The following is a 21680-nucleotide window of genomic DNA, read 5'->3' as shown; positions in this document are numbered from 1 at the left end:
GCTCACAGTGTGCAGACGCGCGGGGTCCCCCGGGTGTGAGGTCCGACTTCTAGGGTGGGGCCATGACCAACCTCGAGGTGCGGCCGGTGCCGGAGGTGTGCGACCTCGTGGCCTCGCACGGACCCGTCGTGGAGCTGCACGAGGCACGCGACGTGCCCCTGGGCGGGGTCCGCGCGATGCGCGTGCGCCGGACGCTCCCCCAGCGCGCCCTGCCGATGGTGGGCGCGTGGTGCTTCCTCGACGAGTTCGGACCGCAGCACGTCGACATGCGCGTGCTCCCGCACCCGCACACCGGCCTGCAGACGGTCACCTGGCCCGTCGTCGGCGAGATCCTGCACCGGGACAGCGTCGGGTCCGAGGCCGTCGTCCGGCCCGGGCAGCTCAACCTCATGACGGCGGGACGCGGGGTGGCGCACTCGGAGTTCTCGCTGGGCGCCGAGCCGCTGCTGCACGCGGTGCAGCTGTGGGTCGCGCTGCCCGACGGCGTGGCCGACGGCGCGGCGGGCTTCGTGCAGGTGGGCGACCTCCCGGTGTGGGAGGCGCCGCGGGCGCGGGCCACGGTGTTCATCGGCGACCTGGACGGGACCTGGTCCCCCGCGCGGGTGCACACCCCGCTGCTCGGCGCCGAGATCGTCCTCGACGCGCACGCCGACATCGAGGTCCCGCTCGTGCGCGGCTTCGAGCACGCCGTGCTCCTGCTCGGTGGGAGCGCGCAGGTGGCGGGGACGGAGCACACGACGAGCGGGCTGCTCTACCTCGGCGACGGCCGGGACTTCGTGCGGATCGCCTCACGCGACGGCGCCCGGCTCCTCCTGCTCGGCGGCGCGCCCTTCGCGCACGACCTCGTGATGTGGTGGAACTTCGTCGGCCGCACGCACGCCGACATCGCCCAGGCGCGCGCCGACTGGGAGTCCGACGACCGGGCCGCGCGCTTCGGGCTCGTCGCAGGCCACGACGGCGCCCGGATCCCCGCGCCCGCCCTGCCCAACGTCCGCCTCCAGCCGCGTCGCCGGCGCCCAGCGAAGGAGACCGAGTGACTGACCTGTCGCACCTGCCTGCCCGCTCCCGGGTCGTCGCCGCCGCGCTCGCCGAGGCGGGTGTGCACGGGCAGGTGGTCGAGCTGCCCGACTCCGCGCGGACGGCCGCGGAGGCCGCCGCGGCGGTGGGGGTCGACGTCGGCGCCATCGCCAACAGCCTGGTCTTCTGGGCGGACGACCGGCCGCTGCTCGTGCTCACCAGCGGGCGGCACCGCGTGGACACCCACGCGCTCGCGGTCGTGCTGGGCAAGGCGCACATCGGCCGCGCCACCCCCGACCAGGTGCGCGCCGCCACCGGGCAGGCGATCGGCGGCGTCGCCCCGCTGGGCCACCCGCAGCCGCTGCAGACCGTGGTCGACGTCGCCCTGGCCGACTACCCGCAGGTCTGGGCGGCGGGCGGCACGCCGCACACCGTGTTCCCGACGACGTTCGGCGAGCTGGTCCGGATCACCGGCGGCGCCGCCCTGGTGGTCGGTGACTGACGCGCGTCGGACGACGGATGCGGCGCGACGGGACACCGGCGCAGACTGGGCGCGACGAGAGGAGACCACGTGGTGCAGGTAGCGGGTGAGGCCGAGCGGAAGCCGGCGCTCCTGACGGTCGACGACGACCCGGCAGTCTCGCGGTCCGTCGCGCGCGACCTGCGGCGACGGTACGGCGACGCGTACCGCGTCGTGCGCGCGGACTCCGGCCCCGAGGCCCTCGAGGCGTTGCGCGAGCTCAAGCTGCGCGGCGACCAGGTGGCGGTCCTGCTGGCGGACCACCGGATGCCGGTGATGACCGGCATCGAGTTCCTCGAGCAGGCCATGGACATCTACCCGCAGGCCCGGCGTGTCCTGCTGACCGCGTACGCGGACACCGACGTCGCGATCGACGCCGTCAACGTCGTCGACCTCGACCACTACCTGCTCAAGCCGTGGGACCCGCCGGAGGAGAAGTTCTACCCGGTGATCGACGCGCAGCTCGAGGCCTGGGCCGCGAACCCCCCGAAGACCGTCGCGGAGACCAAGGTGGTCGGCCACCGGTGGTCGGCGCGCTCGTCGGAGGTGCGTGAGTTCCTCGCCCGCAACCAGGTGCCCTACCGGTGGTACGCGAGCGACAGCCCGGAGGGCCGCGTGCTGCTCGACGTCGCCGAGGCGGACGACGCGACGCTGCCGGTCGTCGTCACCACGGACGGCACGGTCCTCGTCGCCCCCACCGACGGCGACCTCGCCGCGCAGGTCGGGCTGTCGGTCAACCCGTCGGAGCGGTTCTACGACCTCGTCGTCATCGGCGGCGGGCCGGCGGGGCTGAGCGCCGCGCTGTACGGCGCGTCCGAGGGCCTGCGCACCGCGCTCGTGGAGCGGACCGCGACGGGCGGGCAGGCCGGGCAGAGCTCGCGCATCGAGAACTACCTGGGCTTCCCCGACGGCGTCTCGGGCGCGCAGCTCACCGACCGCGCCCGCCGTCAGGCGCTGAAGTTCGGCGCCGAGATCGTGATGACCCGGGACGCCGTGGGGCTCGAGGTGCACGGCGCGGGCCGGTCGGTGCGGTTCGACGACGGCAGCACGGTCGACGCGCACACGGTGATCGTGGCCAGCGGCGTCGCCTACCGCGAGCTCGACGGCCCCGGGATCGGCAGCCTCACGGGCCGCGGCGTGTACTACGGCTCGGCGCTCACCGAGGCGACCGCGTGCCTGGACCAGGACATCTACGTGGTCGGCGGCGCGAACTCCGCGGGCCAGGCCGCCATGTACCTGTCGCGGCACGCGCGGTCGGTGACGCTCGTCGTGCGCGCGGCGTCCCTGGAGCAGTCGATGTCCCGCTACCTGATCGAGCAGGTCGAGGCGAACCCGAGGATCCGGGTGCGCACGCGGTCCGAGGTGGTCGAGGCGGTCGGCGACGACCACCTCGAGCGCATCGTGCTGCGCGACGCCGACACGGGCGAGAAGGAATCCGTCGACACCGGTTGGTTGTTCGTGTTCATCGGAGCCGCCCCGCTGACCGCCTGGCTGGACGGCACCGTGACACGTGACCAGCACGGCTTCGTCCGCGCCGGTCACGACCTGCTGGTCGAGGGCAAGGTGCCGGACTCCTGGCCTCTCGACCGGCCCCCGTACCACCTGGAGACGAGCGTCCCCGGGGTCTTCGCGGCCGGCGACGTGCGCGCCGAGTCCGCCAAGCGCGTGGCCTCCGCCGTCGGCGAGGGTGCCATGGCCGTGATGCTCGTCCACCGCTACCTGGAGCAGCTGTGACCACCACCGAACCCGTCCTCGGACCGCTCGCCACCACCCGCACGCACCTGGCGTGCGACATCGACGAGCTGCGGACCATGTTCCTGTTCGAGCACCTGAGCGACGAACAGCTGCTCTGGCTGTGCGGGCACGGCCACGTCGAGCACGTCGAGCCGGGCGTGCTCTACCGGGAGGGCGACCCGGCGACGGACTTCTACGTCATGCTCGACGGCTCCCTGGCGCTGTACCGCCGCGTGGGCGTGGACGACGTCGAGATCGCCCGGACCTCGCAGGTGGGCGTCTACGCGGGGGCCTGGGCCGCCTATCTCGGGGACCGGGTGCCCCAGACGTACGCACAGACCCTGCGCGTCCTCGAGCCGTCCCGGTTCTACGTGCTGTCGGCCGACGACTTCGCGGCGTTCATGACCGACTGGTTCCCCATGGCGGTCCACCTGCTCGAGGGGCTGTTCTTCGGCCAGCAGAGCTCGCAGCAGGCGATCGGCCAGCGCGAGCGTCTGCTCGCGCTGGGTTCGCTCTCGGCCGGGCTCACGCACGAGCTGAACAACCCCGCCGCGGCGGCGACGCGGGCGACCGCGACGCTGCGCGAGCGGGTGGCGGGCATGCGCCACAAGCTCGCGATCATCGCCTCGGGCCCGTACGACCGCGCGCAGCTGGCGCAGATCATCCACCTGCAGGAGAAGGCCGTCGCCGCGCTGGCCACGGCTCACGCGTCCGAGAGCACGCCGTCGCCGCTCGAGGTGTCCGACCGCGAGGACGAGCTGGGCGACTGGATGGACGACCACGGCATCGCCGGCGGCTGGGAGCTGGCGCCCAGCTTCGTCGCGGCCGACCTGGGTCCGGCCTGGCTCGACATGGTCGCCTCGTGCGTCGGGGACGAGGTGCTCGAGGGCGCCGTGCGGTGGCTGGCGTACACGCTCGAGACCGAGTCGCTGATGAACGAGGTGGAGGACGCGACCGGACGGATCTCCAGCCTGGTCGGCGCGGCGAAGCAGTACTCGCAGATCGGCCGGGCGCCGGACCAGACCGTCGACGTCCACGAGCTGCTGGACAGCACGCTCACCATGCTCGAGCGCCAGCTGGGCGACGGGATCACGGTGGTGCGCGACTACGACCGCACGCTGCCGCCCATCCACGTGTTCGCCGCAGAGCTCAACCAGGTGTGGACCAACCTCATCGACAACGCCGCCCAGGCGATGGACGGCCACGGCACCCTGACGCTGAGCACGCAGCGGGTCGACGACTGGCTCGAGGTCGTCGTCGCGGATACGGGTCCCGGCATCCCCGACGCGGTCGTCGGGCGGATCTTCGAGCCCTTCTTCACCACCAAGCCCGTGGGCTCCGGCACCGGTCTGGGGCTCGACATCTCGTGGCGGATCGTCGTCGGCAAGCATCACGGCGACCTCTCCGTCACCTCCGAGCCCGGCGACACGCAGTTCCGTGTCCGCCTGCCGTACACCTCGACGGAAGGACCCACCCCGTGACCGAGACCGCCATCGACCCGTCCGTCCCGCCCAGCGGCACCGGCTGCGTGGAGTGCGACGCGACCGACGGCTGGTGGTTCCACCTGCGTCGCTGCGCCGCCTGCGGTCACGTCGGCTGCTGCGACACCTCACCGTCCCAGCACGCGACCGCGCACTTCCGCGAGACGGGGCACCCCGTCATGCGCACGTTCGAGCCGGGCGAGGAGTGGTTCTGGGACTACGCGGCCGACGACTACACCGACGGTCCCCCGCTCGCAGCCCCCGAGCACCGGCCCGTGGAGCAGACCGTCCCGGGCCCCGCAGGGCGCGTGCCCGACGACTGGCGGCGCCGGCTCCACTGAGCCGCCCGACGGGCCTCGCGGCGGTTCCTGACATATCCTGCGGCTCGCACGAAGGCGGCGCAGGGGCCGCCCGACACACCGGGTTCAGCAACGAGCCCACCAGCCAGCTCCCGCCCCGACCGGGGCGTCGCGGAGGACGCCGTGCACACGCCCACCCCTACCCCGGCGCAGGTCGGTCGCTTCCGGTACACGGCCCCGACGGGCCGCTGGTGGTGGTCCGACGACACGTTCCGGATCCATGGCATGGCCCCCGGCGAGGTGGTGCCCACGCTCGCCCTGATGTCGCGCCACGTGCACCCCGACGACCGCGGTCGCGTGCTCGACGCGCTGGGCAAGTGCGGTGTCGACGGCGAGCCGTTCGGGTGCCACTACCGGCTCCTCGACCTGCGCGGCGACGAGCGGTCGGTCACGCTGGCGGGGGCCGGCGAGGCGGGCGACGGCGGCGTGCGGACCGTCACCGGCTTCCTGGTCGACGTCACGGCGTCCCAGCGCGAAGCGGTGGCGCACCGGGTGAACGCGGAGCTCTCCCAGGCGCTGAAGTCGCACGCGGTCATCGACCAGGCCAAGGGCGCCTTCATGCTGGGGTACGGCATCGACGGCGACGCCGCGTTCGAGCTGCTGCGGTGGGGGTCCCAGCAGCGCAACGTCCGGCTGCTCACGCTCGCCGAGCGGCTGGTCGCGGCGGTCGAGGGCGGCGGCGGGCTCGGCTCCGACACCCGGCAGCGGCTGGACGACTTCTTCTTCGCCAGCCTCATGGACACGACCGACACCGTGCCGGCTCGCACGGGTCCGGGCCTCGAGGCCACGTTCGACACGATCGACGACGTGCCCGCGGTGCGCCTGCGCGGACCGGTCGACCTCGCGACCGCGCACGACCTCACCGCGGCGGTGACGCAGCTGATGCTGCGGGCTCGCGCGGTGGGCTCGATGGTGGTCGACCTGCGTGGCGTGTCGCACCTGGKGTCGGTCGGCGTCTCGGCGCTGACCGCCGCCCACCGGCGAAGTGCGGCCGCAGGTGTGAAGATGCGCATAGTGCTCTCTCCCGGCACCAGCCTCGGGCTGTCGGGAGCGCACGGGCTGGACGTGGTCAGCGCGCCGGCCGATGACGTGGACGAGCCTGCCGGGTGGGACCCCCAGCGGCAGGCGACCTCGACCAGCTGAGGAAGGAGCGCGATGGCGTCCGACGGGTACGTCGACCAGGACGCCGTCCTTCGCGCCTTCGACGACTCCCCCGGCATCCAGCTCATGGTGCGCGCGCCCGACCTGCGCGTCGTCGCCGCGAACCGCGGCGCCCGGGACGCCTTCCAGCGCGGCCCGCTGCTCGGCGTCAGCCTGACCGAGCTGCGCGATCCCGGCCTGCAGGGCGTGGTGACGGCACTGACCGAGGCGGTGCGCACGGGCACGGTGTTCCACGACGAGCAGCTGGCGCTCATCGCCGACTGGCCGAACCCGGCGTCCGGAATCTGGCTCGACCTGACCGTCACACCCTGGCGCGACGAGCACGGGGCGGTGGTGGGCGCGGTCGCCGCGGGCATCGACGTCACGACGCGCCTGCGCGCGGCGCAGCTGGAGCGCTCGGGTGCCGCGACCGCCGACCAGCGGCTCGCCCGTGCACGCGAGGTCGTGCTGCGGCTGCAGGGAGCGCTCCTGCCCTCGACGGTCCCGCTCCTGCCGCGCGTGGACGTGGCCGCGTCGTACCTGGTCGCCGGGCTCGAGCAGGCGGCGGGCGGGGACTGGTTCGACTCCGCCACGCTCCCCGACGGGCGCGTGTCCCTCACGGTCGGCGACGTGGTGGGCCACGGCGTCGAGGCGTCGGCGATCATGAGCCAGCTGCGGGCGGTGCTCGCCGCCCGCCTGCTGGAGGGCGCCGGGATCCTCAGCGCGCTCGAGGCCGTCGAGGCGTTCGCCGGGCGCGTCTCGGGCGCCTTCGCCGCGACGCTCTGCGTCGCCCTGCTGGACCCGCACACCGGCGACCTCGAGTACGCCACGCGCGGGCACCCCGCCCCGCTCGTGGTCGGCCCGGACGGCGCCCGCGTGCTGCCGACCACCGGCGACGGCCCGCTGGGCTCGCGCACCGAGGGGCGGGTCGCGTCCGCCAGCCTGCGCGACGGGGACGCGATCGTGCTGTTCACCGACGGCCTCGTCGAGAGCGTCCACCGGCCGCTGCTCGACGGTCTCGACGCGCTCGAGCGCACCGCACTCGACGCCTACCGCGACGCGTCGGAAGGCGCGTCCGTGGCGAGTCGCATCTGCCAGCAGGTGCCACCCGTGCTGATCGGCGACGGTTTCACCGACGACGTGACCGTGCTCGCCGCGCACCGCCGGCAGGCGCCCGCTCCCCTGGAGCTGAGCGTCGTCGCCGAGCCCGGGCAGCTGGCGCGGGTGCGGGCGGCGGTCGACACGTGGGGCCTGGGCATCGGGCTGGGCTCGCGCGACCGGTCGGCGCTCGTCCTCGGCGTGAGCGAGGTGATGGCGAACGCCGTGGAGCACGCGTACCGAGACAGCGACGGCAGCGGCGMCCGCCCGGTGGAGGTCCGTGCGACCATCCGCGACGACGCCATGGTCGAGGTGGTCGTGCGGGACCACGGGCGCTGGCGCGAGCCCGACCGCGACCCCGGGGAGCGCGGCCGCGGCTTCAGCATGATGGCGTCCGCCGGTCTGCAGGTCGCCGTCGAGACCGGTCCGGACGGCACCGTGGTCACGCTGGAGTGCCCCGCTCGTCGGCCGGCGCCCGTCGACCAGGCCGACGCGGTCTCCGACGCCGCGACCCGTGCCGACGCCCCGCTCGCCCTGCGCTCCGAGGCCGACGAGGGCCACGTGGTGCTCGTCGGTGGGGCGGTCGACCACCGGTCCGCAGCGGCCCAGGTCGAGGCGGAGATCCTGCGGCTGTCCCGCAACGGACTGGTCCCGGTGACCGTCGACCTGGGCGGCGTCGTGTACCTCGGCAGCGCCGGCGTGCGGGTGCTCGAGTCGTTGCTGCGGACCACGAGGCGGCTGCAGGTGGTGGCACCACCCGGCACCCCCGCGGCGCAGACGCTCGAGGTGGCGGGCACGCCGTTCCTCCCGTCACGGCCCTGATCCGCGGGGACCTTCGGGTATCCACGACCGTCCCGACGACTCCTTCGCAACGTGGCGAGGGGACGGAGGAGCTCAGATGGGTGACCAGACCGGCGGCAGGCTCCCGGTGATCTACGTGCGCGGGTTCGCTGGCGGACCCTCGGGCATCAACAGCGCGGTCGACGACCCGTTCTACGGGTTCAACGAGGGTTCGGTGCAGGTGCGGGTCGACGACACCGACCGACCCGCGTTCCACCAGTTCGAGAGCCCGCTCCTGCGGCTCATGATCGACCACGGGTACCAGCTGCTCGTGCAGGGCAACCAGGGGGCGTACCTCGAGCAGCGGCCCGACGGGTCGATCGACCCCACGACGATCTGGGTGCACCGGTTCTACGACGAGTTCGCGCCGAACCTCACCAAGGACCCCAACGCGTTCAGCATCGAGCGGGCCGCGGAGAGCCTGTTCGACCTGGTCAGGCTGGTCCGGCGCAAGACCGGCGCGCAGCGCGTCTTCCTCGTCGCCCACTCGATGGGCGGCCTCATCGTCCGGTCGATGATCCAGAAGGTCGCCCCGGAGCAGACGGACGGCTCGCCCGACGCGGCCAAGGACTTCGTCGACCGGGTCTTCACCTACGCCACGCCGCACGGCGGGATCGAGTTCGCCATCGGGTTCGGCGCCCTCGAGAAGCTTCGTGACCTCACGGGCCTGGCGGGCGCCGACATCTTCGGTCCGGCGCGCATGTACCAGTACCTGACGCCGGAGGGGTCGACCCAGGACCGCGTCCCGGACGGGTGGGACGCCACCGTCATGCCCGACGACGGGTTCCCCAAGGACAGGTTCTTCTGCCTGGTCGGCACGAACCCGACCGACTACACCTCCGCGTTCGGGCTGTCCGCGAAGGCGGTCGGTGCGCGCAGCGACGGTCTGGTCCAGATCGACAACGCCTACGTGCGCGGCACCCCGCGGGCCCTCGTGCACCGCAGCCACTCCGGCCGGTTCGGCATCGTCAACTCCGAGGAGGGCTACCAGAACCTCCAGCGGTTCCTGTTCGGGGACGTCGAGGTCCGGGCGCAGCTCACGGACGTCGTGGTGCCCGGGACCGCGGACGACGACACCGTGTGGCAGCTGGAGGCGTCCCTGTCGATCCGCGGGCTGCCCGTGGTGCTGCACGAGCAGAGCACCGCGCACCTGTGCCCCATCCAGCTCGAGCGCCCGACGGCCCCCGACACGACGAGCACGCCGATCCCGCTGGTCCGGACGTTCCTCTCGACGAAGGCGAGCCGGCCCGACGTCTCGACGATGCGGCACGTCCTGCAGCTCCGGCTCCTCTCGCTGCGGAAGAAGGACCACCTGCTGTCGTTCCTCGACCACCTCGAGCAGACCGCGGACTGGTCCGACGTGCTCGTCGTCGACATCGCGTTCCCGACGGACGGCACCCCGCCGCGCTCGTGGGCGGTCTGGAGCTCGTCGCTGGGCACGGCGATCCGGGACTGGGTGCCCGACCAGGCCACCGACGCCGAGCTGCAGGACCTGGACTCGGCGACGGGCAGCTGGCTGGCGCAGATCCAGCTGCCCGTCGCAGCGCGCAACCTGCTCGGGCCGCAGGCCGCGATCACCATCGCGGTGAACGGTCGGCAGCCGGCCTGAGCTCAGGTCTGCGCGGCCGCCAGGGGCGCGTCCGAGCCCTCGACGCGGATCTCCACCCGTCGGATGGTGTCGGTGGCGATGCTCGACGACGCCCCGAGCCCGCGGGCGCCGACGTTGCGGGCGAGCCACGTCGCCACGACGGTGCTCCGGCCGTCGGCGTCCACCAGCACCAGCTCGTACGTCGGGCCGTCGCCGTCGGGCCATGCAGCCACCGGGTAGCGGCACTCCCAGTCGATGCGCGTGCCCCAGCCCTTCTTCTCCAGCGTGAGGTCCGCGCTCACGGCGACGTCGCCGACCGGTTCCAGCTGCAGCGCGGTCACCTGGGCGGCGCTCGAGGACACGGTTGCCTCGGGTGTCCCGGCGGGCCGGTCGACGAACGACCCGGCCACGCCGCCCACCACCAGCAGCGCGGCCGCCGCGGCGACCAGCCCGGCCATCCGGCGTCGCCGGGACCGGTGCGCCGCCCGCGCCACCGACGCCAGCTCCACGACCTCCGCCTCCGCGCCCGCGGTGGTGCCGAGCGCCGCGGCGTCGTCGGGCGACACCGTGCGCAGCAGGCCGGGCATCCCGGCCAGCTCGGCGACAGCGGCCCGGCACGACGCGCAGTGCCGCAGGTGGGCCTCGAACGCCCGCCGGTCCTCGGGGTCCAGCGCCCCGAGCACGTACGCGGCGTCCCAGTCGCGGAACGCGTCGTCGTCGCGCAGCTCGTCGCCCTCGCGCCCGGTCATGACGACACTCCCCTCTCCTGCAGTGCGAGGCGCAGCGCGCGCAGCGCGTAGTGCATGCGCGACTTCACGGTGCCCTCGGGGATCTGGTGCTCGCGGGCGAGCTCGGCCACGGAGCGGCCGCCGTAGTAGGCGCCGACCACGACGGCCCGGTGCTCCGGCGTGAGCTGCTCCAGCGCGTCGGCCACGAGCCAGCTGTCGAGGACCGCCTGCGTCGCGTCCGGCTGCGGCGAGTCGGGCGCCTGGTCGGTGGTGCGCTCCCGCACGTGCCGGGCGCTGCGGCGGTCATCGATCACGAGGTTGCGGACCACCGTGTAGAGCCACGCCCGGGTGGCGCCCTCGTCGCGGGCCAGCACGTCAGGGTGCTTCCACGCGCGGACCATCGCCTCCTGGACCACGTCCTGGGCGAGCCCGTGGTCGCCCGTGAGCCGCACGACGTAGTGCTGCAACGGGCGCGCGTAGGCCTGGTGGAGGGCACGCAGGAGCGCGTCGGGTTCGTCGCCCACGCGTCCTCCCTCCCTCGCCCCGGTCGTCCTACTCCCTCAACGGCGCACGGAGCGTGCGGGTTCATCTCCCCGGTGAACCACGGCGCTGCCGGCTCCGTGGTCAAGGTAGCGGGGGCACACCGACCCGCACCGACCAGAGGAGATCATCGTGAGACGGACCATCCTGTTCTCGATCACCGCGCTGGTGGCTGCGGCCACACTGACGGCCTGCGGCAGCTCCGGGAACGACACCAGCGGGGGCTATGGCGACTCCACGCCGTCGAGCGAGGCGTCGAGCGCCGCAAAGACGCCGGCCGCGGCAGCCGCCTCGACCGACCTGGCCACCGCCGAGACGAGCCTGGGCACCGTCGTCGTGGACGGCAAGGGCATGACCGCGTACTACTTCCTCAAGGACACCAAGGGCTCGGGAGCGAGCGCGTGCTCGGGCGACTGCGCCGCGGCGTGGCCCGCCATCACGACGGAGAACGCGACCCCGACCGTCACCGGCGTGACCGGCGAGGTGGGCACCATCACCGGCACGGACGGCAAGCTCCAGGTCACGATCGACGGCCGGCCGATCTACACGTTCGCGCAGGACAAGGCCCCGGGCGACGTCAACGGCCAGGGGCTCAACAGCGTCTGGTACGTCATCGCCCCGGACGGCACGGAGATCGACACCGACTGACCACCGGCCGGGCGGCGGCCCGCGCCGCCGCCCGTACCCGATCAGCCCGAGTGCGACTCGACGTTGAGCACGTTGCCGTCGGGATCCGCGAACCAGACGGCGGTCATCCCGCCGCCGGACAGGACGCCGTCGTTCCAGGTGCCGTAGTCCGCGGGCACGTCGAACGTCTGGAACGTCACGCCCGCGCTGCGCAGCGCCGCGATCTCGTCGGCGAACGCCGCCTCCGGGACCTGGAACGAGATCCCGGTGGCCTTGTTCGTGCCGGCGTAGGCCGACGGGTACACGAGCATCCCGCCGTTCGCGGTGCCGTACATGACGCCCTCGGGGACGTCGCCCACGCTCGTGAGACGGAGCGTCCCCTCGTAGAACGCGCGGGCCCGCTCGAGGTCCGTGACCGCGAGGACGGGTATGGCGTTGTGGTCGGCGAGCATGAGGCCCTCCCGTGCGGGCCAGCCGTCCGTCGGCGGGCCGGCATCCTGACGCTAGGCCGCCGCCGGACAACCGTCCAGGGCATCTGCACATCCGTGCAGCACCTCACCCGTCACGTCCCGCCGTCGACATCCGTCAGGCTGGTGACGACCCCGCGAGAGGAGCTCCCGATGAGCGACGACGAGTACCTGGCCCGGCGCTTCGAGGAGAACCGGGGCCGGCTGCGGGCCGTCGCGTACCGCATGCTCGGCTCGACCAGCGAGGCGGAGGACGCCGTGCAGGACGCCTGGCTGCGGCTCGACCGCGCCGACGCGGACGGCGTCGACAACCTGGCCGGCTGGCTGACCACGGTCGTCGCGCGGCTGTGCCTCGATCGGCTGCGCAGTCGCTCGTCACGGCGCGAGGACGCCCTCGACGTCGACGTGCCGCACCCGCGTACGGGGGCGGAGTCGTCCGTCGTCGACCCCGAGCACGAGGCCGTGCTCGCCGAGTCGGTCGGCCTCGCGATGCTCGTCGTCCTGGAGACGTTGACCCCGGCCGAGCGGCTGGCCTTCGTCCTGCACGACATGTTCGGGCTCCCCTTCGACGAGATCGCGCCGATCGTCGGCCGCACCCCCGAGGCCACGCGCCAGCTGGCCAGCCGCGCGCGGCGCCGGGTGCAGGGCGCGCCGGCGGCGCCCGAGACCGACCTGTCCCGGCAGCGGGACGTCGTGGAGGCCTTCCTCGCCGCCTCGCGGGGCGGCGACTTCGAGGCGCTGCTCTCGATGCTCGACCCGGACGTCGAGCTCCGCGCCGACGCGGTCATCGCCCGGTTCGACGCGGCCGACGCCGACGGCGCCGACGCGGTCGCCCGGTACTTCACCGGGCGGGCGCACACCGCGGAGCTGGCCCTGCTCGGGGGCGCGGTCGGCGCCATGTGGGCGCCCGGCGGCATCGCGCGCTCCGCGTTCGCCTTCACCGTCGTCGACGACCGGATCGTCCAGATCCGGCTGATCATGGACCCCGCCGTGCTGCGTGAGCTCGATCCCGTCGCGCTCGGGTGGTGACCTCACGGCCGGCGCGGAGCACCATCGACGGGTGGGCACCGACGCGCGCCAGGTCGCTCGGCCGGCGCAGTGGGGACTGGCTGCGCTCGGCGCGGTCGGCCTCGCCGTGGCCGCAGCTCTGGCCGCGTACGCCCAGGTGCATCCCGGCGACGGGGCCGCGCTGACGACGTTCGGCTTCAGCGGGATGCTGCAGATGAAGGCGTGGCTCACCACCGCCGCCGCCGTGCTCGTCGTCGTCCAGGTCCTCTCCGCGCTCGCCCTGTGGGGCCGGCTGCCCGGCGTGACGGAGGCGCCCGGGTGGGTGGCCGGCCTGCACCGGTGGAGCGGGGTCGCCGCGTTCCTGCTCACGCTCCCGGTGGTCTTCCACTGCGTCTGGTCGCTGGGGTTCGAGGACGGGTCGACCCGGGTGCTCGTGCACTCGGTGGCCGGGTGCGTCTTCTACGGCGTCTTCGCGGCGAAGATGCTGGCGCTGCGCCTGCGCGGGTTGCCGTCGGCGACCGTGCCGGTGCTGGGGGGTCTTTTGGCGGCCGTCCTCGTGATCCTCTGGTTCAGCTCCGCGTACTGGTTCTTCGGCCAGTCCGGGTACGTGGGCTACTGACGTGGCCGCTCGCGAGGTCGGCCGCCGCGCGGTGCTCGAGGGCACCGGCGTCGCAGTCGTGGCCGGCGCGGCGGGGTACGTCGCCTTCGTCGCGCTGGGACCGCCGCCCCAGGACGACGACCACGGCGACAGCTCCGGCAAGGGATCGGGCCCGCTCGCCGCCGTCCAGGACGTCCCGGACGGCGGTGGGCTGGTGCTCCGTGACGAGAAGCTGGTGCTGACGCGCAGCGGCCAGACCGTCCACTGCTTCGACGCCGTGTGCACGCACCAGGGCTGCCTCGTCGGCGGCGTGAGCGGCGGCGTGATCCGCTGTCCCTGCCACGGGAGCGAGTTCGACGCGGCGACGGGCGCCGTGGTGCAGGGCCCGGCGACGGAGCCGCTCGAGACCGTCGACGTGGTGCTGACCGACGACGGCGAGGTGGTCCGCGCGTGAGGCCCTTCTGGCAGCGGCTGCCGACGCTCGTGTGGATCGCCGGTGCCGCCGTGACCGTCGGTGCGCTCCTCGCGGCGCTCCGCGGATAGGCGCGCTGGCCTGCGCAGGAGCCGATCCGGCGGGGTACTCACAGGTGGCCGGGCAATTGGGTCAGACCACCCACTGTCGGGCATCGGAACCCCCTGATACGTTCGCCTCGAAGGGCACGTCAGCAGCGGTGACACAGCCGCACGGGAGAGGACCAGCCGATGACCGAAGACCTGACCGGACTCGAGGAGACGGGCCCGATCGACTACCTGGTGGTGGCGTTCCCGGACGCCCATCTCAACGGAGAGGCGTTCCCGCTCCTGGTGGACCTGGTAGACCGAGGGATCATCCGCATCCTCGACCTCGTCTTCATCCAGAAGGCCGAGGACGGCTCGGTGTCCGCCCTCGAGCTGGAGCAGCTGAAGGACGGCGGCATCGACCTGACCATCTTCGAGGGCGCCTCGTCGGGCCTGATCGGCGACGACGACATCGCCGAGGCCGCGAACGCCCTCGAGCCCGGCGACGCGGCCGGCGTGGTCATCTACGAGAACGTCTGGGCCGCCCCGTTCGCTGTCGCACTCCGTCGTGCCGGTGGCCAGCTGGTCGCCAGCGGACGCATCCCCGTGCAGGCGATCATCGCCGCGCTGGACGCCGCCGAAGCCGTCGGCTGACACCGACCCCACCCCCATCGACAAAGGAGCACCCCCATGCCAGGACTGATCCGGGCGGTCGGACGCACGGCCGTCGTCGCCGGCACCGCCACCGCCGTCTCCAACCGCGTGTCGCGCCGCCAGGCGGGGCGCTGGGCGGCGCAGGAGGCACCGCCCGAGCCCCAGCAGGCGCAGCCCGTCTACGCCGCGCCGCCGCCCCCGCCGCCCGCCCCGGCCGCGCCGGCCCCCGCCGACATGGATGCCAAGCTGGCGCAGCTCGCGCAGCTCGGGTCCCTGCGGGACGCCGGCGTGCTGAGCGACATCGAGTTCGAGGTGCAGAAGAACCGCATCCTCACCAGCTGACGCACCTGAGCGTCCCGGGTCGACCCACGTCGGCCCGGGACGCTCAGTCGTCCTGCGCCGTCAGCTCGATGAGCGGGCTCTGCTCCATCATGAGCGCGACGTCGTCCCGGCCCCACCGCCGGGCCGCCGCCTCGATCAGCGGACGTCGCTCGTCCGGGTCGTCGACCGCCCGGGCCGTGGCTGCGACGTCGGCCGTCACGCCGTCCTTGAGATGCACCACCACGCGCGGGTCCGCCTCGACGTTGAGCAGCCACGCGCGCTTGTGCGGGTAGGGCGTGCCGGAGATGAACAGCCGGCCGTCCAGGTCGTGCAGGAAGATCTCGATCCGCCGCGGCTCACCGGACCGCCGGCCGGTGGTCGTCAGATCGATGATCTGGCTGCGGTGCAGGGCGCTGGCGAGTGAGGTGTCCACCCGCTCACTGTGCGCCGGCAGGTGCCGTGCGTGCAATCGACCTCGGTGGGCGTAGCGGCTCGCTCGTCCTGGGTCACGACGCCGACCCTGCCCGGCGAGCACGGTAGGCGGCGACGTGCGCCCGGTTGGCGCAGCCGTTCACGTCGCAGAACCGGCGCGAGCGGTTGCGCGACAGGTCGACCAGGACCGCGTCGCAGTCGTCCGCCTCGCAGCGCTGGACCCGGTCGTACTCGTCGCCGCGCACCACGTCCACCATCGCCATGGCCGTCTCCACGAGGATCACCGTGGCCAGCGGCGCGTGCGGCGCCGTCCCGTGCAGGTGCCAGTCGAACTGGTCGTGCCGGGCGAGCGAGGGGATCGCTCCCCCGCGCGCGAGCATCTGATTGAGCAGGCCGGCGGCCTCGTCGCGGTCCACGTCCCACAGCGCGGCGATCTGGTCGCGCGCGTCGCGTACGGCGTCCAGCTCCCCCGCGTCGCCGTCGTGCCGAGCCGTGTAGCCCCACCGCGCGTAGAACTCGGTGACGTCCTCGAGGGTCGCCATCGCGTCGTGCTGGTCGCGACGCCGCGCGGTGTTGACCAGCTCGACGGCGGCAGCGAGGTTCAGCTCCGTGTCAGGTGCGAAAACCACTTTGACTCCTGTTGCCGGATCGGGCTACTGTCATGAGTGTAGTCGGATTTCACTCATGACAAGCGGATGGAGCGCGGCGATGCGCACGACGAGCACGTCGACCCGCACCGCCGGCATCGCAGCCGGGCTGGTCGCGGCCGTCGCCTTCGCGACCAGCGGACCCGTGGTCAAGCCCTTGCTCGTCGCCGGCTGGTCGCCGGGGTCGGCGATCCTCGTGCGCCTGTCGGTCGCCGCCCTGCTCCTGGCCGGTCCCGCCGCGTGGGCGCTGCGCGGGCGCTGGTACGTCCTGCGCGACGAGTGGCGCACGGTCCTCGGGTTCGGTGTGCTCGGCGTGGCCACCGCGTCGACCATGTACTACCTGGCGGTCGACCGGCTCCCCGTCGCCGTCGCGCTGCTCATCGAGTACACCGGCCCGCTCCTGCTCGTGGGCTGGCGATGGGCACGCGAGCGGCAGGCACCGACCCGCGCCACCCTGGTGGGCGCGGCGTTGGCGACCGGCGGTCTGGTCCTCGTCCTCGACCTCACCGGGTCCCTGGAGCTGGACGCGGTCGGGCTCGTCTTCGCCCTGGTCTCCGCGGTCGGCAACGCCGCCTACTTCGCGCTCACCGGCCGGCGCACCGAGCTCCCCTCGATCAGCCTGGCGGGTGCGGGCATGGCCGTGGGCGCCCTGACGGTCGCGCTGGCCGCCGTCCTCGGGATCCTGCCGCTCGCAGCACCCGACGTGCGCGTCGACCTGCTCGGCGCCCAGGTGCACTGGATCGTGCCGCTCCTCGTCGTGGCGACCGTGCCGACGGCGTTCGCGTACGGCGTCAGCGCGGTGTCCGTGCGGCTGCTCGGTGAGCGGCTCGCGTCGTTCCTGGCCCTGTCCGAGGTGCTCGTCGCGGTGCTGCTCGCGTGGGCCCTGGTCGGTGAGGCGCCGCTGCCCCTGCAGATCGCCGGGATGGTGCTCGTGGTCGCCGGGATCGCGCTCGTCCGACGCGGCACCGACGTGCCGGAGCTGCCCACGCCCGTCCCGCTCCCCCGGCCCGTGGTCGACGCGACCGTCTGAGTCCTACTCGGACGGCCGCCCCTCCTCGAGCCACCGCGCGAGGCCGCCCAGGCCGACGGCGTACCGGCCGAGGTCGGTGCTGTCCGGGTGGTCGGTGATGACGGTCAGCAGCTGAGCCACCGCCGCGTCCGTGCGCCCCGCCTCCGCCAGCGACAGGGCGAGGAAGACCCGCACCGCGTCCGACTGCGGGAACCGCGCCCGGGCGCCCTCGAGCACCGCGACCGACTCCTCCAGCCGGCCGAGCCAGCGCAGCGTGCTGCCGTACTGGCACAGGCACTGGCGCAGGTGGTCCCCCTCCAGGCCGAGGGCCAGCGCCCGCTCGTACCGCACGGCCGCCTCGTCCTCGCGGCCGGCCGTGTCGTACGCACCGGCCACCTCGAGCACGAGCACCGGATGGTCGGGGTGCTCGGCCAGCAGCTGCTCGAAGTACGCGATGGTCGGCGCCATGTCGCTGCGGTCGCGGGCGGCGTACCCGGCGGCGATCGCGCCGCGCAGGTGATCGGTGAGAGGTTCCACCCGTGGATCCTGCCAGCCCGCGGCGGCTGTCGGCTCCGCCCGGTMGCGCGCCGCGGCCGGTCGGCTCCTACGGTGGGGCCATGCCTCGATCCATCGCCACCACCCAGACGGTCGACCTGCCCGGGCTGCTCGACTTCGTCCGCGACCGGCACCACTTCGTCCTGGCCACCACCCGCGCCGACGGACGGCCGCAGGTGTCGCCCGTGAGCGGCGGCGTCGACGACCAGGGGCGGCTCGTCGTCTCCACCTACCCCGGCCGCGCCAAGGCGCTCAACGTCGAGCGTGACCCGCGCGTCAGCGTCTGCGTGCTGTCCGACGACTTCGGCGGCGCGTGGGTCCAGGTCGACGGCGACGCGGAGGTGCTGCACATGCCGGAGGCAGAGGACGCGCTGGTGGACTACTACCGGTGCATCGCCGGCGAGCACCCCGACTGGGAGGAGTACCGCGCCGCGATGCGCGTGCAGGGCAAGTCGCTGATCCGCATCACCCCGACGCGGTGGGGGCCCGTCGCCACCGGCGGCTTCCCCGCCGACGTCGCGGCACGCCTCGACGGCTGACCTCGCCCGGCGGGTGGCGCGGCGGGAGACTCGGCACGTGCCCGAGAACGACCACGACGCCGAACCGCTCGCGGAGTACCGCGCCAAGCGGGACCCGGCGCGCACGCCCGAGCCCGTGCCCGCGCCCGGTACGGCGGTCCCGCCGGGCGAGGGTCGGACCTTCGTCATCCAGGAGCACCACGCGCGCGCGCTGCACTGGGACTTCCGCCTCGAACGGGACGGCGTCCTCGTCTCGTGGGCCGTGCCCAAGGGGCTGCCGCAGGACCAGAAGACCAACCACCTCGCCGTGCACACCGAGGACCACCCGCTCGAGTACGCCACCTTCGAGGGACGGATCGGGGCCGGGGAGTACGGCGGCGGTCAGGTCACGGTCTGGGACCACGGCACCTACGACCTGCTGAACTGGTCGGAGCGCGAGGTCCAGGTGGTGCTGCACGGCGAGCGCGTGCAGGGCCGGTACGTCCTGTTCGCCACGCGCCCGAAGGCGCGGCCGGCCGACGCCCCCGACGACGGCCGCAGCTGGATGGTGCACCGCATGGACCCGCCGAGCCGACCCGACTGGGAGGCCGTGCCCGCGCTCGTCCGGCCCATGCTCGCGGTCGAGGGCGCGCTGCCGGCGGAGGACGACGGCTGGGCGTACGAGATGCGGTGGGACGGCGTCCGCGCCGCGGCGTACGTCGACGGTGGGCGCGTCCGCGTCGTGTCGGGCGACGACCTCGACGTCACCCGCTCGTACCCCGAGCTCGCGGGGATGGGCGAGCAGCTCGGGTCGACGCCCACGGTGCTCGACGGCGTGCTCGTCGCTCTGGGCGCGGACGGCGCGCCGGACGGCGGTCGCCTGCGGCAGCGCGCGGACCTGAGCGGCGCGGCGGCGCGGCGCCTGGCGCGCACCGTCCCCGTGACGTACCTGCTCGTCGACGTTCTGCACCTCGACGGGCGGTCGACGACCGCGCTGCCCTACGACGAGCGTCGCCGGCTGCTGGAGGGTCTCGGCCTGGCCGGGCCGTCGTGGCAGGTTCCCCCGTCGTTCCCCGGACCCGGTCCGGACGTGCTCGCCGCCAGCCGCGAGAACCGCCTCGCGGGGGTGGTGGCCAAGCGGCGGGCATCGCCGTACCTGCCCGGCACCCGCTCGGCCGACTGGCGCGCGGTGAGCAACGGCCGCGCGGGTCGGTGACGCGCCGACGCGTCACTCGTCGCCGAGGTGCTCCTTGCCCCACAGGGCGGCGCTGGTCCGGTCGGTGACGCCGATCTGCCGGAACACGTGCCCGACGTGCACCTTGACCGTCCGTTCGCTGATCCCGAGCGCGCGCCCGATCTGCTTGTTGGCCATGCCCTGACCGATCAGGCGCAGCACCTGCCGTTCCCGCGCGCTCAACCGGTCCACCGGCGACTCGGTCCGCGTCGGCAGCAGGGACCGCGCCACGCGCGGATCGAGCGGGGCGTGACCTCGGGCGGCGGAACGCACGGCGGCCACGAGGTCGCGGGGGTCGCAGTCCTTGAGCAGGTACCCGATGGCGCCCGCCGCGAGGGCGTCGCCCACCCGCGCGGTGTCGGAGAACGACGTGAGGACGACGACGGCGGCGTCCGGCCGACCGGCGACGATCCGCCGGGTCGCCTCGATGCCGTCGAGCACCGGCATCGACAGGTCCATGAGCACGACGTCGGGTCGGAGCTCGTCCGCCAGCGCCACCGCCTGGACGCCGTCGGCGGCCTGCCCGACCACGCGCATCCCCGCCGCGCCGTCGACCAGCCCGGCCAGCCCCGAGCGGACCAGGTGGTGGTCGTCGGCCAGCAGCACCGTGACGTCGTCGTCAGCCATGCGTCGCGTCCGCCTCCTGCACCGTCAGCCGCCAGCGGCACCCTCGGCCGGGCGCCGATCCCACCTCGAGACGCGCACCGGCCGAGGACGCGAGGTCGCCGAGGATCCGCAGACCGAAGTGTCCCTCGGGCGGTGCGGCGAGCACGGCCGGCGCGTCGAACCCGACACCGTTGTCCTCGACCTGCAGGACGACCTCGCCGCGGTCGCGGGCGAGGCTCACCACCACCTGCGAGGCGTGCCCGTGCGCGAGCGCGTTGCGCAGCGTCTCCTGCACGACGCGGTAGACGAGCCGGTCCTGCTCGACCGTCAGGCGGCTGGTGCCCTCCGGCGGCAGCACCAGCCGGACGTCGACACCCCGCGCGGCCAGCCCCCCGACGAGGTCCGTCAGGGCCGCTCCCAGGCCGGCGGTCTGCAGGCTCGCCGGGTAGATGTCGACCAGCAGCGACCGCAGACCCTGGATGCTCGCGCGCACGGTCGCGGCGGCCTCCCGCAGCGGCTCGGCCAGCTCGGGGGCGCTCGAGCGGTCCGCCCGGTCCGCGGCACCGGCCAGCGCGAACGACGAGGCGACGAGCTCCTGGACCACACCGTCGTGCAGCGTGGCCGCGATCCGACGACGCTCCTCGTCCGACGCCTCGACGGCGCGCTGCAGCAGGACCTCCCGGTTCTGCTGCGCCCGGCGCAGGCGGTCGACCAGGGTCCACAGCACGGGCAGCATCAGCACCACGAAGAGCAGGAGGCTGGTCACCGTGATCCCGGCGAAGCCCCGCCACAGCGCCGTGGACCGCTCGGTGACCACGTCGTACCTGCTGTACGTCTCGAACAGCAGCGGGGTGCCGTCCGGCGTCCAGACGGGCCGGTACACCTCCAGCAGCTTGCCCTGCCCGCGCTCGTACACGTTCTCCGGCCGGTCCAGGTCGCTGACCTCGGCCTCGGTCGCGGGGTGCTCGAGCACGGCCGCCTCGTCCTCGCCCAACGGGAAGACGCGGCCCACGAGGCGGTCGTCGTCGGAGTAGACGATCCGGCCGTCGGCGTCCCAGAGCTTGACCCGCACGATGGCGTCCCCGAGCACCGCGTCGCGCACGGCCGCGTCGAGCGCGGCGACCGCGTCCGGGTCCGACGCGGCGACGGCGTCCTGCAGCACGGGCTGCACCACGGCGTCCACGACCAGGTCGGTGCGCCGCGCGGCGTCGTTCACGGACTCCTGCTCGGCGATCCGTCGGCTCGCCGTCAGGCCGAGCAGCACCACGACGACCAGCACGACGAGCGCGGCCGCGACGAGCTGACCGAAGACGCGCCACGTCCGCACCGGCGGCTGCGCACCGCCGTCGGCGGCCCGCCCGCCGCGGCCCACGTCGACCCAGGTCAGGTCGGAGAGCTCGTCGGCCGGTGGCACGTCGCCCACCCTAGGCGCACCGGCGGCCGGCCCCCGCGACGCGCCTCCGGGGCTCGCGCGGACCGGCT

General features: G+C 74.0%; 25 protein-coding genes. 17 read left to right on the top strand and 8 right to left on the bottom strand.

Features of this window, described 5'->3' with window-relative positions; genetic code table 11:
* The first annotated feature begins 62 nt into the window (after window positions 1–62).
* The 8 genes from AC1DQC_RS06930 (at window position 63) to AC1DQC_RS06895 (ending at window position 9798) form a co-directional block, all read left to right on the top strand.
* Window positions 63–1037 carry a pirin family protein gene (locus AC1DQC_RS06930; protein WP_477050488.1) on the top strand — a complete coding sequence of 325 codons (975 nt, stop codon included), beginning with the start codon at window positions 63–65 and terminating at the stop codon, window positions 1035–1037.
* Window positions 1034–1519: a YbaK/EbsC family protein gene (locus AC1DQC_RS06925; protein WP_477050487.1), complete on the top strand. Its 486-nt coding sequence runs from the start codon at window positions 1034–1036 to the stop codon at window positions 1517–1519. Before AC1DQC_RS06930 ends, AC1DQC_RS06925 begins: the two co-directional genes overlap by 4 nt.
* Before the next feature lie 69 nt (window positions 1520–1588).
* Window positions 1589–3271, top strand: coding sequence for an NAD(P)/FAD-dependent oxidoreductase (locus tag AC1DQC_RS06920; protein ID WP_477050486.1), 1683 nt, complete (start codon window positions 1589–1591; stop codon window positions 3269–3271).
* Window positions 3268–4752, top strand: coding sequence for an ATP-binding protein (locus AC1DQC_RS06915; RefSeq protein WP_477050485.1), 1485 nt, complete (start codon window positions 3268–3270; stop codon window positions 4750–4752). The genes AC1DQC_RS06920 and AC1DQC_RS06915 overlap by 4 nt, the downstream gene beginning before the upstream one ends.
* The gene (locus tag AC1DQC_RS06910; protein WP_477050484.1) at window positions 4749–5093 is read left to right on the top strand and encodes a UBP-type zinc finger domain-containing protein; all 345 of its coding nucleotides are present in this window, start codon (window positions 4749–4751) and stop codon (window positions 5091–5093) included. Before AC1DQC_RS06915 ends, AC1DQC_RS06910 begins: the two co-directional genes overlap by 4 nt.
* 141 nt (window positions 5094–5234) lie before the next feature.
* Window positions 5235–6254, top strand: a complete 1020-nt coding sequence (locus AC1DQC_RS06905) for an ANTAR domain-containing protein (RefSeq protein WP_477050483.1) — start codon at window positions 5235–5237, stop codon at window positions 6252–6254.
* A gap of 12 nt (window positions 6255–6266) precedes the next feature.
* Window positions 6267–8171 (top strand): SpoIIE family protein phosphatase, encoded by a 1905-nt coding sequence (locus tag AC1DQC_RS06900; RefSeq protein ID WP_477050482.1) that lies wholly within the window; start codon window positions 6267–6269, stop codon window positions 8169–8171.
* Window positions 8172–8247: 76 nt separating this feature from the next.
* Window positions 8248–9798 (top strand): esterase/lipase family protein, encoded by a 1551-nt coding sequence (locus AC1DQC_RS06895; protein ID WP_477050481.1) that lies wholly within the window; start codon window positions 8248–8250, stop codon window positions 9796–9798.
* A 2-nt stretch (window positions 9799–9800) separates the two neighbouring features.
* Here the strand turns inward: AC1DQC_RS06895 and AC1DQC_RS06890 are convergent, their stop codons facing one another.
* Both AC1DQC_RS06890 and AC1DQC_RS06885 read right to left on the bottom strand, forming a co-directional pair.
* Entirely contained in the window at window positions 9801–10526 is a 726-nt protein-coding gene (locus tag AC1DQC_RS06890) for an anti-sigma factor family protein (RefSeq protein ID WP_477050480.1), read from the bottom strand.
* Window positions 10523–11029, bottom strand: coding sequence for a sigma-70 family RNA polymerase sigma factor (locus AC1DQC_RS06885; protein WP_477050479.1), 507 nt, complete (start codon window positions 11027–11029; stop codon window positions 10523–10525). Before AC1DQC_RS06885 ends, AC1DQC_RS06890 begins: the two co-directional genes overlap by 4 nt.
* 148 nt (window positions 11030–11177) lie before the next feature.
* On the opposite strand from AC1DQC_RS06885, the gene AC1DQC_RS06880 reads away from it, so the two are divergent.
* A complete protein-coding gene (locus AC1DQC_RS06880; RefSeq protein WP_477050478.1) occupies window positions 11178–11693 on the top strand; it encodes a COG4315 family predicted lipoprotein in 516 nt (171 codons plus the stop codon).
* Between the two features lie 41 nt (window positions 11694–11734).
* Here AC1DQC_RS06880 and AC1DQC_RS06875 read toward each other — a convergent pair whose 3' ends face one another.
* Window positions 11735–12124, bottom strand: coding sequence for a VOC family protein (locus AC1DQC_RS06875; RefSeq protein WP_477050477.1), 390 nt, complete (start codon window positions 12122–12124; stop codon window positions 11735–11737).
* Window positions 12125–12292: 168 nt separating this feature from the next.
* On the opposite strand from AC1DQC_RS06875, the gene AC1DQC_RS06870 reads away from it, so the two are divergent.
* The 5 genes from AC1DQC_RS06870 to AC1DQC_RS06850 all read left to right on the top strand — a co-directional run bounded on the left by AC1DQC_RS06870 (window position 12293) and on the right by AC1DQC_RS06850 (window position 15239).
* Complete coding sequence (locus tag AC1DQC_RS06870) at window positions 12293–13168, top strand: sigma-70 family RNA polymerase sigma factor (RefSeq protein WP_477050476.1); 876 nt, start codon at window positions 12293–12295, stop codon at window positions 13166–13168.
* Between the two features lie 31 nt (window positions 13169–13199).
* Window positions 13200–13766 (top strand): DUF6529 family protein, encoded by a 567-nt coding sequence (locus AC1DQC_RS06865; RefSeq protein WP_477050475.1) that lies wholly within the window; start codon window positions 13200–13202, stop codon window positions 13764–13766.
* Window position 13767: 1 nt separating this feature from the next.
* Complete coding sequence (locus AC1DQC_RS06860) at window positions 13768–14199, top strand: Rieske (2Fe-2S) protein (RefSeq protein ID WP_477050474.1); 432 nt, start codon at window positions 13768–13770, stop codon at window positions 14197–14199.
* A gap of 248 nt (window positions 14200–14447) precedes the next feature.
* Complete coding sequence (locus AC1DQC_RS06855; RefSeq protein WP_477050473.1) at window positions 14448–14897, top strand: DUF6325 family protein; 450 nt, start codon at window positions 14448–14450, stop codon at window positions 14895–14897.
* Between the two features lie 36 nt (window positions 14898–14933).
* Window positions 14934–15239: an SHOCT domain-containing protein gene (locus tag AC1DQC_RS06850; protein WP_477050472.1), complete on the top strand. Its 306-nt coding sequence runs from the start codon at window positions 14934–14936 to the stop codon at window positions 15237–15239.
* A 43-nt stretch (window positions 15240–15282) separates the two neighbouring features.
* Here AC1DQC_RS06850 and AC1DQC_RS06845 read toward each other — a convergent pair whose 3' ends face one another.
* Window positions 15283–15651, bottom strand: a complete 369-nt coding sequence (locus tag AC1DQC_RS06845) for a nitroreductase family deazaflavin-dependent oxidoreductase (protein ID WP_477050471.1) — start codon at window positions 15649–15651, stop codon at window positions 15283–15285.
* A 73-nt stretch (window positions 15652–15724) separates the two neighbouring features.
* Window positions 15725–16279, bottom strand: coding sequence for a CGNR zinc finger domain-containing protein (locus AC1DQC_RS06840; protein ID WP_477050470.1), 555 nt, complete (start codon window positions 16277–16279; stop codon window positions 15725–15727).
* Between the two features lie 79 nt (window positions 16280–16358).
* Between AC1DQC_RS06840 and AC1DQC_RS06835 the strand changes: the two genes are divergently transcribed.
* Window positions 16359–17327 carry an EamA family transporter gene (locus tag AC1DQC_RS06835; protein ID WP_477050469.1) on the top strand — a complete coding sequence of 323 codons (969 nt, stop codon included), beginning with the start codon at window positions 16359–16361 and terminating at the stop codon, window positions 17325–17327.
* Between the two features lie 3 nt (window positions 17328–17330).
* Here the strand turns inward: AC1DQC_RS06835 and AC1DQC_RS06830 are convergent, their stop codons facing one another.
* Window positions 17331–17843, bottom strand: a complete 513-nt coding sequence (locus AC1DQC_RS06830) for a tetratricopeptide repeat protein (protein WP_477050468.1) — start codon at window positions 17841–17843, stop codon at window positions 17331–17333.
* Between the two features lie 80 nt (window positions 17844–17923).
* On the opposite strand from AC1DQC_RS06830, the gene AC1DQC_RS06825 reads away from it, so the two are divergent.
* Together AC1DQC_RS06825 and AC1DQC_RS06820 are read left to right on the top strand one after the other, a co-directional pair.
* Window positions 17924–18400: a PPOX class F420-dependent oxidoreductase gene (locus tag AC1DQC_RS06825; protein WP_477050467.1), complete on the top strand. Its 477-nt coding sequence runs from the start codon at window positions 17924–17926 to the stop codon at window positions 18398–18400.
* A 37-nt stretch (window positions 18401–18437) separates the two neighbouring features.
* Entirely contained in the window at window positions 18438–19574 is a 1137-nt protein-coding gene (locus AC1DQC_RS06820; protein ID WP_477050466.1) for a DNA polymerase ligase N-terminal domain-containing protein, read from the top strand.
* 12 nt (window positions 19575–19586) lie between these two features.
* Here AC1DQC_RS06820 and AC1DQC_RS06815 read toward each other — a convergent pair whose 3' ends face one another.
* The gene (locus AC1DQC_RS06815) at window positions 19587–20219 is read right to left on the bottom strand and encodes a response regulator (RefSeq protein WP_477050465.1); all 633 of its coding nucleotides are present in this window, start codon (window positions 20217–20219) and stop codon (window positions 19587–19589) included.
* Window positions 20212–21612 carry a sensor histidine kinase gene (locus AC1DQC_RS06810; protein WP_477050464.1) on the bottom strand — a complete coding sequence of 467 codons (1401 nt, stop codon included), beginning with the start codon at window positions 21610–21612 and terminating at the stop codon, window positions 20212–20214. Before AC1DQC_RS06810 ends, AC1DQC_RS06815 begins: the two co-directional genes overlap by 8 nt.
* Between the last annotated feature and the right edge of the window lie 68 nt (window positions 21613–21680).

The organism is Cellulomonas sp. P4_H12 (genome assembly GCF_056400905.1).
The sequence above is the reverse complement of the archived record's forward strand: the minus strand, read 5'-3'. Positions and strand labels throughout refer to the sequence as shown.

Bases quoted from the DNA above. Each gene is read 5' to 3' on its own strand.
- AC1DQC_RS06835 (WP_477050469.1), top strand. From the start codon at position 16,359: ATGCGCACGACGAGCACGTCGACCCGCACCGCCGGCATCGCAGCCGGG.
- AC1DQC_RS06930 (WP_477050488.1), top strand. From the start codon at position 63: ATGACCAACCTCGAGGTGCGGCCGGTGCCGGAGGTGTGCGACCTCGTG.
- AC1DQC_RS06890 (WP_477050480.1), bottom strand. From the start codon at position 10,526: ATGACCGGGCGCGAGGGCGACGAGCTGCGCGACGACGACGCGTTCCGC.
- AC1DQC_RS06850 (WP_477050472.1), top strand. From the start codon at position 14,934: ATGCCAGGACTGATCCGGGCGGTCGGACGCACGGCCGTCGTCGCCGGC.
- AC1DQC_RS06870 (WP_477050476.1), top strand. From the start codon at position 12,293: ATGAGCGACGACGAGTACCTGGCCCGGCGCTTCGAGGAGAACCGGGGC.
- AC1DQC_RS06875 (WP_477050477.1), bottom strand. From the start codon at position 12,124: ATGCTCGCCGACCACAACGCCATACCCGTCCTCGCGGTCACGGACCTC.
- AC1DQC_RS06895 (WP_477050481.1), top strand. From the start codon at position 8,248: ATGGGTGACCAGACCGGCGGCAGGCTCCCGGTGATCTACGTGCGCGGG.
- AC1DQC_RS06855 (WP_477050473.1), top strand. From the start codon at position 14,448: ATGACCGAAGACCTGACCGGACTCGAGGAGACGGGCCCGATCGACTAC.
- AC1DQC_RS06815 (WP_477050465.1), bottom strand. From the start codon at position 20,219: ATGGCTGACGACGACGTCACGGTGCTGCTGGCCGACGACCACCACCTG.
- AC1DQC_RS06825 (WP_477050467.1), top strand. From the start codon at position 17,924: ATGCCTCGATCCATCGCCACCACCCAGACGGTCGACCTGCCCGGGCTG.